Here is a 12,055-nt window from a genome sequence, read left to right on the forward strand (position 1 = left end):
TTACCGAAGTTAAGACTTTATCGGCTTTCTGTAAATTTTAATTCTGCACAAGGCCTAAAATGTTTCAGATTTTAAATGTCTCAATTGCGTTAACGATAGTTTATTTTACAGTTTAAGTGACGTTAACGTTATGGTTCGCTTTAGCAATTAACAATTTTGAAACTAAAAGGCTTTACCATTTAGCTGGCAAAAGAATTACTGACTTCCGATTATAGACCTGATGGAAGTGAAATCCTTTTTTGTTGCCAGCTACATTGATTTGCTGTCGGAATGCTTTATGAGATAGCTTAAAAACAAAACACTGACCGGAGCAGAGGCGAATCACCTGTTCATGCGCACAACAGAATCGCAAAAAAGATTGAGCGAACAGCAGGCGTACCGCAACCGAAAAGTGCAGAAACCTGCTCTCCAAAAAAAAGCGCCGGAATAACCCGACGCTTTTTAACCAAATATAAAAAAGAGAAAAGATTGCTGTATTAAAACGAAAACCTTAAAGTAGCGCCATAAGTTCTAGGGTCGCCGAGAACGCCTGCATATAGGCCTGAGTTACCTGCAGCTGCCTGCAATTGTTCGTAGTAATTTTTATTGCCTATGTTTCTACTCCAGATAAATGCAGAGAATTTCTCCGATCTGAAGCCCAATCTGGCATTAAATAATGAATACCCTGTTACGTTTAAAACAGCGGATGGCGTTGCGTTAGAGGAATAATCTGAACGGTAACTTGCATCGCCGGCAATAAAATACCGGCCCGGTTTTGTTGCCAAATTCCCTGCTGTGCTTAGCTCCGCCCCTCCGGAAATGTTCCATTTAGAAATGCCGGGCAATCTGCCGCCCGATGCATCCTTGAAAGCAACTTGAGTGGCAACCCCATTTATCAATTCCGTATGACCAGTTTCTTCTAAAGGAAGTGGTGCGTTGGTAAATTTCACATATTTGCCATCCAAATATGATAATGCGGCATTCAAACTTAAGAATCTTTCCAACTGATAAGTTCCATCGATTTCTAGCCCTTTAACATTTACTTGTTCCGCATTTGCGAGATAGCCACGGTTTACACCGAGCTGTGGAGATTGAACGTTGGTTTGATAGTCATCAATATCGGTGTTAAAAGCAGTAACATTTAAAATTGCGCCTTTAAAAGGCTTGGTTTTAACGCCTAATTCGTAGTGCTCTACGTATTCAGGCTTAACCACCGCAAGCGATAAATCGGCAGCGCCTGTTGAAGTTGTTGGCAAACCACCAACGTTAACGCCAACGGGTTTGTAGGCGGTTGAAAAGGTTGCATAAGCATTTAACCTTGGGGTTGGGCGGTAGGAAACTGTAAAGTTTCCGGAAAGATTATTGTTGTTGGTGCTCGTATTAAATTGTTGGTTGCTGTACACTGCAGCCTTTAAAGCCAGTAAAGCGGCATCGGTAGTTTGCAAACCTCCATAGGTATTTCGGTTATAGTCTACATCTTTTTTATCGTAGGTGTAGCGTAAGCCAGGCAAAACGTGAAGGTTTTTAACCACTTCCCAATCTACCTGACCGAAAACGGCTGCACTTAGCGATTTAATGGTAGAGTTGGTTTTAATACCATAACCATCTAACAAGCCTGGTGTTGCATATAATGCCTGACTTCCGGTTGCGCTCGTTTGCACAAAGCGCCATTGGTCTTTGCCGACTTCTTCGGTTTGATCCAGACCTTTTAAGTTCTGCCCCAATGCGAAAACGCCGATTACCCCGCTTAATTTTTCAGTAATATTACCCGCATACCTAATTTCCTGCGAGTATTGATCGTGGCGGGAGTTACCCTGCGATTTTGTTAATGCGGCCAGCTCGGAAAAATCCCGGTCGTTGGTAGGGTCCCAATTCCAAAATCTCCAGGCCGTTGTAGAAGTTAAAGTACCGTTACCGATTTTATAATCTACGTTTACAGAAACGCCACCGATAGATTGGTTGTGCCTCCAGGGCGTGTTGGTATTAATTTCCCTGGCGAAAGGGTCGATTTTTGGTTGCTGGTAGCCGAGAGCGGAAACGATGGTTGCGTACTGGCGGTAAGCACTTCTTTCAGTTTGAGTAACGCCAGCAATTACCAATGGATAACCTGCCGGATGTTGAACACTAACATCGCCGCTTAATAAAATCTGCAACCTATCTGATGGGGTATAGTACAACTGCCCTTTAAATCCAAGATTGTTTTGCCCGCTGTATTTACGTTCTTCTCTCGTATTCCAGATTGTGCCATCGCGTTGCGTACCCGATAAGGAAATTTTAGCCGCGAGATTTTTTGCGAGTCCTCCGGAAACAGAAGCTTTTGCCTGAAGAAAATTATAGTTACCTACACTCATCTCTGCCTTTGCGGTTGGCGTTTGAGTGGGTTTGGTTGTGGTGATGTTAAATGCACCCGCAGTGGTGTTTTTACCGAACAAAGTTCCCTGCGGCCCACGAATTACCTCAATTCGTTCGATATCAAGAAAGTCGGTAGAGGTTGCAGCGGGGCGGGCGTGGTAAACGCCATCAACATAAAAGCCAACACCTGGGTCTATCCCGTCATTTGTTAAGCCAAAAGTTGAACCCAAACCACGAATATTCAGCGTTGTATTTCTGGCATTCGAGGCATATAGCTGAACAGAGGGAACCAGTTCTTTTAAACGATTAACATTGAAAGCACCAGCATTCTCTGCAGCCTGGCCACCGATTACCGTAATTGGGATTGGCACATCCTGCAACACCTCAGAGCGCCTTCTTGAAGTTACAACGATCTCATCGAGTTGGGTATCCTCAACTAAAATAAGTTCAAGAGGCGTTTCCTGTAACTTTAAAATCTGAAAATCCTGAGGTTTATAGCCCACATAACTTACGCGAATGTAGAATGGTGGCTGTTGCCTGGCATCTATTGTAAAACTACCGGCAGCATCACTGACGGCGGTAATATTTGTACCCCTAACAGTTATTGTTGCGCCGGGTATTGATGTATTATTTGCCCCTTTTACAACGCCGGTAACCGTGTTTTGGGCAAATACCGAAACAGCTATGAAATTTAGAAATATTAAAAGTAGTAAAAGTTTTTTCATGTCTTATGTAAGTGTGTTTAAATTTAATAACGCATCGAATCTTCTATTTTTAAGCATTGTCAATGTAACCAGGCCGGCAAAATGCCAGACTTGAAATCATTTTCAATTTTAAAAATATACAAACCCTATGGATTTAGTCGACAAATATATTAAAAAAATGTATTTGCCAAATTTTATTTTGTTAAATATTTAAATCAGTAAACTAAGAAATTTATTGGACTCAATAAATCGCTGATTTTTAGAGTGAAACACCTTAGGAAAAGGAAATTAATCGTACAAAAAAAAGCAGGGCAATCGAAAACGAGGCCCTGCTATATTAATTACGACTGTTATTATGGACCACTTTTAATATGATCCGCAACGTCAAGAATTTTATTTATGCTTTAACTGCTCAGCTTACCTGGTGTAATTTGGAGCTTCTTTGGTTATTGTAATATCATGGGGATGACTTTCACGCATACCTGCTGCTGTAATTTGAACAAACTGGGCTTCTTGTAAAGCTTCGATGCTTGCTGCACCACAGTAACCCATGCTAGCACGCAAACCGCCAATGTATTGGTACATCACTTCTGCTAATGTTCCTTTAAACGGTACTCGGCCAACAATTCCTTCAGGTACTAATTTTTTAATATCATCTTCTACATCCTGGAAATAACGATCTTTCGAACCCTGCTCCATTGCTTCGATAGAGCCCATACCGCGGTAAGATTTAAATTTACGTCCTTCGTAAATAATGGTTTCACCAGGCGACTCTTCCACACCGGCGAATAATGAACCGGCCATTACGGTGCTGGCTCCAGATGCAATTGCTTTTGCAATGTCTCCGGTATGTTTAATACCGCCATCGGCAATAACAGGTACACCCGTTCCCTTTAAGGCTTTGGCACATTCGTAAACCGCATATAACTGCGGAACGCCAACGCCTGCGATAATTCGTGTTGTACAAATTGAACCCGGACCAATACCCACTTTAACAGCGTCAGCACCAGCATCGGCCAAAAATTTAGCGGCGGCACCGGTTGCAATGTTACCAACAATAACCTGTAAATCCGGATATTTTGCTTTAACTTCTTTCAATTTATCTACCACACCTTTTGAGTGTCCGTGAGCGGTATCAATGGTAATTACGTCAACACCTGCATTAACCAGGGCATCAACCCGCTGTAGGGTATCAGCAGTTACGCCAACCGCTGCACCAACGCGTAAGCGGCCACGCTCATCTTTACAGGCAACCGGGTAATTTTTAACTTTCGATATATCTTTAAAGGTGATTAATCCACTCAAAAAACCATCTTTGGAAACCACAGGCAATTTTTCGATTTTATAATTCTGAAGAATTTCTTCTGCCTGGATTAAGTTAGTACCTTCCGGCGCAGTAATCAGATTTTCTTTGGTCATCACTTCGGCGATTGGGCGAGCCATATTTTTTTGAAAACGTAAATCGCGGTTTGTGATAATACCAACCAGTTTATTGTCGCTGCTTACCACAGGAATACCACCAATTTTGTGCTCTTTCATTATTTTGAAAGCATCGGCAACAACTGCGGTTTCCAGTAAAGTTACCGGATCTTGAATCATTCCACTTTCTGAACGCTTTACTTTACGAACTTCTTCCGCCTGTCTGTCGATAGTCATGTTTTTATGCAACATACCAATTCCACCATTTTGTGCAATGGCGATGGCAAGTTCAGCTTCGGTTACCGTATCCATGGCGGCCGAAATCAACGGAACGTTAAGCTTGATTTTTTTTGTTAAGAAAGTGGCTGTATTTACATCACGAGGCAGAATTTCTGAATATGCGGGCACCAAAAGTACGTCGTCATAAGTTAAACCTGTAGCAATAAATTTTGTGGAGTCGAGTTGCATAGCAAATAAATTAGGATTTATTATTTGCCAGGCAAAGATACAAAAAATCCAGGAAAATAAAAGTTAAAACCCAAAATCGGTTAAATATTGAGCTTAGCTGACAAACCTTAAAGGATAACAAAAATTCGCTGTCCTTCAAGGTTTGAGTTATTAAATGTTACTACTTCTTCCCCACTACAACCTCTGAAAAGGTTTCAACAGTTAAATATTTGTTAGCCAAATCCTTAATTTCAACGGATGTAACCGTTTTAACCTTTTCGATATAGCGTTCGTAATATTCGTAGTTCAATCCTGAAAAGTAAATGTTTTTGAATTTATCGGCATGCGAAAAAACATTCTCCAAACTGCCCAGCATAGAGCCTAACATGTAATTCCTGACCAGTTCAAGCTCTTCATTTTCAACAAGTTCACTTTTAAGCAGTTCTACCTCTTTGTAAATTTCCGTTAACGCTGCCTTGCAAACATCGGCGCCAACCTCTGTTGCAATAAATAAATACCCTGCATTTTTTAATGATACGATACCAGAACCAATGCCATAAGTATAGCCTTTATCTTCGCGAATGTTATTCATTAAACGAGAACCGAAATAGCCACCTAATACGCAATTTAAAATTTGAAGTCCCGGAAAATCTTCGTGTTTGCGATTAATTGCAAGTTGGCCAATTCTTATTGCAGACTGTAAAGAATCGGGTTTCTCTTTGTAAACGTCATTCTTTCCTGAAATGCTGAATTCAAATTTATTTTTAACCGCATTGCTTGGTTGCCAATCCTTGCCAAATTGTTCGTTAAGCAACGAAAAGCTATCGTCATCAAACTTTCCTGCCACCACAATTGTGCAATTATTTGGTGCATACGCAGCTTTGAAATATTCGATAAGGTCATCACGTTTTACGGCATCGTAATGTTTTAACTGAATATCTACACCATAAGCCGTATCACCAAAAAGAGCATTCGAGAAATCCTTGCGGGCTAAGACGTCGTTTTTCTGTAAGTTAACCTGTAATTTCTGCTTTTGGTTCTGAATGTAAATATCAATCTCTCTCTGCGGAAACTGGCTGTTTGAAAGTACATCTTTTACAATTGGCAAAACCGAAGCCAAATGCTTATTTAACGAGTAAAGCGTTACCGTAGACTGGTCCTGGCCGTATTCTGTTTGAAAAAATGCACCGTAAAAATCGATATTTTCGGCAATTTCTTTGGCAGAAAGTTTATTTGTACCATTATTTAGCAAGGCGTTAACGGCGATGGCCTGTAAAGGTTTCTCAATATTCCAGTTAACATTATCAAATAAAAATTCGATCCGAACCAAATCCTGTTCGCCAGAATAAATGGTAAAAACAGGGATGCCGTTCGTTAACTCAGATTTTGTAGGTTTTATAAAATTAATGGTCGATACCTGTTTAAAATCAGGTGCCTGAGTACGATTAAGCATTTTCTTCGGTTAAATAATATAGTGTTGATGATGAATTTTTATCGAAAGTTTCTTTGGATATCCTGCTGATGTCTTCCGCATCCACTTTCAGATATTTTGATGCTTCCTGGTTTAAAATATCGGCGTCGCCAAGCAGTTCGTAGTAAGCCAAATTCATTGCCTTATCCAGCAAACTCATTTCAGAAAACACTAAAACGGATTCTACTTTGTTTTTTACTTTGGTTAATTCCTTCGCCTCAATAGTTTCATTTTTTATTTTTTCCAGCTCTGCCCAAATTGCGGCTTCCGCCCTTTCCATCGAAACCCCTTCAACAAGTTTTCCTTCAACTATAAACAAACCTGGGTCTAAACTACTTGAAATGTAGGCGTTAATATCGCTGAAAAGCTGTTGTTCCTTGAGCAGGCTATTGTGTAGCCTGGATGATTTTCCACCAGAAAGGATATCAGACAATAAATCGAAAGCGTAATAATCCTGGCTCATTCTTCCCGGCATTTTGAAGGCAACATAAATTGCATTAAGTGGCACGTTTGCTTTAACGGTTTCAAACCTGGCTTCGGTTTGTTGCTCCTCCTGTGGTAAGTTTCGGTTATATTTTTCCCCCGCTGGAATGGGTTCAAACCATTTTTCGGCTAGCTTTTTTACATCTTCTGTTTTTACATTTCCGCCTACAACCAAAATTGCGTTTTGCGGATTATAGTGTTTAGCAAAAAACGCCTTAACATCGCTCATTTTTGCCTCTTCAATGTGCGAAAGCTCCTTACCTATTGTTGCCCAACGGTATGAGTGCTTTTTGTAAGCTAATGGTCGTAATTTAAGCCAGATATCGCCATATGGCTGATTGAGATAGCGTTGTTTAAACTCCTCGCTAACTACATTAATCTGCGTTTCTAAACTCTTTTCAGAAAAAGCCAGATTCAACATCCTGTCGCTCTCCAGCCAAAAAGCAGTTTCTATGTTTTCTGCCGGAAGGGTGGTGTAGTAGTTTGTGATATCGTTACTGGTAAAAGCATTATTTTCTCCTCCAACACGTTGTAGCGGCTCATCATAATTTGGAATATTTACAGAGCCACCAAACATTAAATGCTCAAAAAGGTGGGCAAATCCTGTTTTTTCGGGGTCCTCATCGCGAGCACCAACATCATATAATATATTTAAAACTGCCATTGGCGTGGTGGCATCTTCATGCACCAAAACTTTTAAACCATTGGCTAGTGTAAAGCGATTAAAATCTACCATTATCTATTTTTAGGATTGTAAAGATAGAATTTTAAGGTAAAAAGGACGATGAAAATTGTAAGCGCTGTAACACAATTAAATTTTTTAAAGTTTAACGCTTTTTTAACATTGTATTTACTAAAGCCTGACGAGTATGCGCCCGCGACTGACGAGTTTTAATTATCTTTGTGGTATGAATACAGCCGATTTACTGCAGCAGGCATTACATTTCGAATTCTTAACACTTGAAGAAGGTGTACATCTTTATCACAATGCTGATACGGCATCTCTAATGTTTGTAGCCAACGAGCTTAGAAAAATTCAGGTTCCGAGTGGAAAGGTTACCTGGCAGATTGATAGAAATGTAAATACGACAAATGTTTGCATTGCAAACTGTAAATTCTGCAACTTCTTTCGCCGCCCTGGTCACGATGAAAGCTATATAACTGATATTGAAACATACAAGGTTAAAATCGAAGAAACCTTTCGTTTAGGAGGCGACCAACTTTTATTACAAGGTGGCCACCACCCAGATTTAGGCCTGTCTTTTTATGCTGATTTGTTTAAAAAGCTGAAAGAATTGTATCCTGATTTAAAACTCCATGCTTTGGGTCCTCCCGAAATTGCCCACGTGGCCAAGCTCGAAGGCATCTCGCACACAGAAGTTTTAAAAGTATTAAAGGAAGCAGGAATGGATTCGTTGCCGGGTGCGGGCGCCGAAATTTTAAATGACCGTGTAAGGCGATTAATTTCTAAAGGGAAATGTGGAGGACAAGAATGGCTCGACGTGATGAGGGCTTGCCATCAACTGGATATTACCACTTCGGCAACCATGATGTTTGGCCACGTTGAAACCATTGAAGAACGTTTTGAACATTTGGTTTGGATTCGCCAGGTGCAGAGCGAAAAACCGGCTGATGCAAATGGATTTTTGGCTTTTATTCCCTGGCCTTTTCAGGATGACGGAACACTGCTGAAAAGATTGAGAGGAATAAGCAACAATGTTACAGCTGACGAATATATCCGCATGATTGCCCTTAGCCGAATTATGTTGCCTAACATCAAAAACATACAGGCAAGTTGGCTAACGGTTGGTAAAGCTACCGCACAACTGTGTTTACACGCCGGAGCGAATGATTTTGGCTCTATCATGATTGAAGAAAATGTTGTTTCTGCAGCGGGAGCACCACATAGATTTACGGCCAATGGAATTCAGCAATCTATTAAAGCAGCTGGTTTTGAGCCACAGCTTCGTGGGCAAAAATACAACTACCGCGATTTGCCTGAACATCTTGAAGAGCAGGTAATTACCTATTAGTTATGCACAAATATTGTTTTTGTCTGCTGTTGCTGGTTTCAGTTTCATTAAACTTAAAGGCACAAACCAGTTGGTATAGAGTTAAATTAGGCGATAGCATAAGTGTTGCATTTCCAAAAATGCCAGGTAAAGGCGCTGGCCGTTCGTATGGTTGTAAAGACAGTACGGGCGTTGTTTTTGCCGCTAGTGTGTCTGAGATTGCCAAAGCTATCAATTTTGATATAGCAACATTCGATAGCGTTGTAGTTGAACAGGATTTTGCTAAAGATTTCTTAGAAGGCTTTAAACCTTCAATGCCTAACTACAGCTTTGGCCCGGTTTCTATATCAGATTTAACCGGCAAAGTTTCTTACCAAATTGAGGGCAAAAGTGAACTAGATAAATCAAAGGTCTATTTTATCGCAATTTTTATCGACGGTACCGCCTATAGTTTTACCTGCGTGCTGCCGGACGGTAAAAGTGTAATGACTAAAAATCTTTTCTTCAAAGGTATAAGAATAGGTAAATAGTAATTACGTATAATATTAATTCTGAAATTCCTGCGGACGCAATGCCCATAAAAAAGGGAAACAAAACCTAAGTTCTGCTTCCCTACCTTAAACTAAACATTTACTTAAAAAATGTTGGATTTTTTACAATTTATTTCCTGCTTTTAGGAATAAGTTTGCGATGGTAACAACACTTGCAGTGTCTAACGGCTCATCAAAACATTCTACCGCAGCAGCTCTTGTTACCCCAGTTTGGCCATTAATACCTGTAATGGTTACACCAGCCTGAACGTCAAGGTTCTCGCCTGCGTAAACAGCATCAACTGCTGCAACACCTGTGTCGTTTGATACAGTTGCCGAACCAGTAATCCATGGTTTAATTGTCGCACCGTTCGCAGCAAGCATTTGACGGATGTGCGAAGCGTGACGAGCCTCTACAGAGTGAATTTGCAAAGCAGTAGTCAAAACTGACAAACCTTTTAACACAGTAGCCTGACCTTTGTATGCTCTAACGCCTGTATCTTCAAATCCACAAGCAACTTTTAAGAAAGTTACGTAGTCTGAATAAACTGTTGGGAATGTACCACCAGCGGTAAAATCCGTCATTGCGTATGTGATCTCAGCTCTTGCAGAACTACCCAAAGCACCTTTTAACAAATTTACGTGAGCCATTTCGTGGTCGCGGATTGTTGTAATTGCGGCTGTTGGAGCACCTGCAGGGATTAAACCTGGAGCAGCTACTAAAGCGTGATTATAAAAGTTGTACTCTAAATATTCTAATGCTAATGCGAAGTTTAATGTACCAACAACTGCTGTTGGCAAAGTTTGGCCATAAGCTTTTGTAAACATTGAACCCAATGCTAATGGTGCTGCTGCGAAAGCGATTTTTTTACCCATTGAGTAAAAATCTTTCATTGCAGATCTTCTCGGACTTAATCTTTCATAGATTTCGCCGTCAACTTTTTCAATTTCTTCTAATATATTTACGATATTCATGATTTCAGGAGATTAAGATTAAAGATTAATTACGTTAATTTTTGTTTTGATGTATTTACCAGCAATTGCCAATACTTTATCTGGTGTTAATGCGCCATCTAAACCGCCAGCATTATTTGCACCTAAAGCAGTTAGGCTTGTTAAATCGGCAAATGATCCATTTGAAATAATGTCTCTGATGTAAGCAGCATGACGTGCTTCTACTGAAACAATTTTACCGGCTAAAACTAAATAAGCATCAGTTTTAATACGTACACCTGCACCATTGTAAGCTGCAACACCTAAATCTTCGAAAGCCATTGCTGCACCTAAAACACTTGTTGCACTTGTAAAATCAATTGACGAAAAATCAACTTCTAAACTTCCGATTGCAGCAGTGCTCAATGCGTTTTTAAAGAATTCTCTGTGTGCAATCTCATGAAACTGAATGTCTTGGAAATAAGCTTTTTGTGCTGTAGTAAATGATGCTGGTGGAGCAGAAGCAACTTTCACATAAAATGCAGCCTCTAATTGCTCTAAAGCATAAGCATAATTTAATACACCAAAATCATCTTTAAAATCTAAAGTTGCACCAGCTGTTGTTGGGTAACCACGGTCTTTTTTACAACCGGCAGCAATTAACGCCATTCCGGCAGCACTTGCGCCAGCAAACTGAAGAAAAGACCTGCGGCCTAAACTACCATTAAATAAACTTTCTGTTTGAAGTTCATCTTTAATTTTTAGTTCATTGTTTTTCATATTTTTTACGTTTAGGGATTTTTAAATCTCGGTTTTGCTGATATATACGTGACAATCTGATGAGCGGTTTTTTGCATTTGCATTTTTTTTTACAACTCGTTTTTAATACATTCACAAACCCTTTGCCATGATTACACTAAAAGCTATTATTGTTGATGATGAGGAGTTTGCGAGATCTTCATTATTTTTTTTGCTCCAGCAGAACTGTCCTCAGGTAGAAATTACCGGAATTGCCCGTTCTGTTGCAGAAGCTAAAGATATTCTGGCCCACCACCCTATCAACCTCATATTTCTGGATATTGCTATGCCGGGTGGAAACGGATTTGAACTCATCCCCGATGCCCAACAACACAATGCTGCTGTTATTTTTACTACAGCATATGATCAGTATGCATTAAAAGCAATAAAAGCCAATGCCCTTGATTACCTTTTGAAACCGATAGACATCGACGAATTAAAAACTGCGGTGGACAAAGTTTTGGAGTTTACCCGCTTACATAGCACCATTAACCGAGCGGATGAACGCATAAAAAATCTTGCATCAAGCCTCAGCAGCCGGGCAGAAATTCGTAAGCTAACGTTGCCTTACGGCCAGGGTTTTAAGATGGTTGATGTTGACGATATTATTTATATCGAAGCGGACAGCAATTACTCGGTGTTTCATTTAAGTAATCATGAAAAAATTACGGTTTCGAAAGTGCTTCGCGAATTTGAAGAAGTTTTACCTTCGGAGCAGTTTGTTCGCATCCATAAGTCGAGTATTATAAACCTCAATCATCTACGGGAATACAATTCTAAAAACGGTTTACAAGCATTGCTAAAAAATGGCGAAAGCATTAACGTATCACGAAGGAGAGCCAGTGATTTTTATGAGAAAATAAAACTTTTTACAAAATCGAATAGTGAGCATTAAGACTTGCATTTATAGTTTGAGTACGGCGTATA

Annotated in this window: 9 protein-coding genes; 3 read left to right on the top strand and 6 right to left on the bottom strand. The window is 40.0% G+C overall.

Going from position 1 to position 12,055, the window contains the following annotated elements; all coding sequences use genetic code 11:
- Positions 1-476 precede the first annotated feature (476 nt).
- The 4 genes from AC0IWT_RS06165 to AC0IWT_RS06180 form a co-directional block, all read right to left on the bottom strand.
- Positions 477-3,056 (bottom strand): TonB-dependent receptor, encoded by a 2,580-nt coding sequence (locus AC0IWT_RS06165; protein WP_471796442.1) that lies wholly within the window; start codon positions 3,054-3,056, stop codon positions 477-479.
- Between the two features lie 396 nt (positions 3,057-3,452).
- Positions 3,453-4,922 carry an IMP dehydrogenase gene (guaB, locus tag AC0IWT_RS06170; protein WP_471796443.1) on the bottom strand — a complete coding sequence of 490 codons (1,470 nt, stop codon included), beginning with the start codon at positions 4,920-4,922 and terminating at the stop codon, positions 3,453-3,455.
- Positions 4,923-5,082: 160 nt separating this feature from the next.
- Positions 5,083-6,354 carry a M16 family metallopeptidase gene (locus AC0IWT_RS06175; RefSeq protein WP_471796444.1) on the bottom strand — a complete coding sequence of 424 codons (1,272 nt, stop codon included), beginning with the start codon at positions 6,352-6,354 and terminating at the stop codon, positions 5,083-5,085.
- Positions 6,347-7,591, bottom strand: coding sequence for a M16 family metallopeptidase (locus AC0IWT_RS06180; RefSeq protein WP_471796445.1), 1,245 nt, complete (start codon positions 7,589-7,591; stop codon positions 6,347-6,349). The genes AC0IWT_RS06175 and AC0IWT_RS06180 overlap by 8 nt, the downstream gene beginning before the upstream one ends.
- Before the next feature lie 172 nt (positions 7,592-7,763).
- Here AC0IWT_RS06180 and AC0IWT_RS06185 point away from each other — a divergent pair, with 172 nt between their 5' ends.
- Both AC0IWT_RS06185 and AC0IWT_RS06190 read left to right on the top strand, forming a co-directional pair.
- The gene (locus AC0IWT_RS06185) at positions 7,764-8,888 is read left to right on the top strand and encodes a CofH family radical SAM protein (protein WP_471796446.1); all 1,125 of its coding nucleotides are present in this window, start codon (positions 7,764-7,766) and stop codon (positions 8,886-8,888) included.
- A gap of 2 nt (positions 8,889-8,890) precedes the next feature.
- Positions 8,891-9,397, top strand: a complete 507-nt coding sequence (locus AC0IWT_RS06190) for a hypothetical protein (RefSeq protein WP_471796447.1) — start codon at positions 8,891-8,893, stop codon at positions 9,395-9,397.
- A 123-nt stretch (positions 9,398-9,520) separates the two neighbouring features.
- Here the strand turns inward: AC0IWT_RS06190 and AC0IWT_RS06195 are convergent, their stop codons facing one another.
- Positions 9,521-10,372 (bottom strand): ferritin-like domain-containing protein, encoded by an 852-nt coding sequence (locus tag AC0IWT_RS06195; RefSeq protein ID WP_056872483.1) that lies wholly within the window; start codon positions 10,370-10,372, stop codon positions 9,521-9,523.
- Between the two features lie 18 nt (positions 10,373-10,390).
- Positions 10,391-11,110: a ferritin-like domain-containing protein gene (locus AC0IWT_RS06200; RefSeq protein ID WP_056872482.1), complete on the bottom strand. Its 720-nt coding sequence runs from the start codon at positions 11,108-11,110 to the stop codon at positions 10,391-10,393.
- A gap of 127 nt (positions 11,111-11,237) precedes the next feature.
- Here AC0IWT_RS06200 and AC0IWT_RS06205 point away from each other — a divergent pair, with 127 nt between their 5' ends.
- Positions 11,238-12,023, top strand: coding sequence for a LytR/AlgR family response regulator transcription factor (locus tag AC0IWT_RS06205; RefSeq protein WP_471796448.1), 786 nt, complete (start codon positions 11,238-11,240; stop codon positions 12,021-12,023).
- Positions 12,024-12,055: the final 32 nt, after the last annotated feature.

Source organism: Pedobacter sp. AC464, assembly GCF_979253075.1.

Coding starts and splice junctions, on each gene's coding strand:
- AC0IWT_RS06165 (WP_471796442.1), bottom strand. CDS start 3,056: ATGAAAAAACTTTTACTACTTTTAATATTTCTAAATTTCATAGCTGTT.
- guaB (WP_471796443.1), bottom strand. CDS start 4,922: ATGCAACTCGACTCCACAAAATTTATTGCTACAGGTTTAACTTATGAC.
- AC0IWT_RS06175 (WP_471796444.1), bottom strand. CDS start 6,354: ATGCTTAATCGTACTCAGGCACCTGATTTTAAACAGGTATCGACCATT.
- AC0IWT_RS06180 (WP_471796445.1), bottom strand. CDS start 7,591: ATGGTAGATTTTAATCGCTTTACACTAGCCAATGGTTTAAAAGTTTTG.
- AC0IWT_RS06185 (WP_471796446.1), top strand. CDS start 7,764: ATGAATACAGCCGATTTACTGCAGCAGGCATTACATTTCGAATTCTTA.
- AC0IWT_RS06190 (WP_471796447.1), top strand. CDS start 8,891: ATGCACAAATATTGTTTTTGTCTGCTGTTGCTGGTTTCAGTTTCATTA.
- AC0IWT_RS06195 (WP_056872483.1), bottom strand. CDS start 10,372: ATGAATATCGTAAATATATTAGAAGAAATTGAAAAAGTTGACGGCGAA.
- AC0IWT_RS06200 (WP_056872482.1), bottom strand. CDS start 11,110: ATGAAAAACAATGAACTAAAAATTAAAGATGAACTTCAAACAGAAAGT.
- AC0IWT_RS06205 (WP_471796448.1), top strand. CDS start 11,238: ATGATTACACTAAAAGCTATTATTGTTGATGATGAGGAGTTTGCGAGA.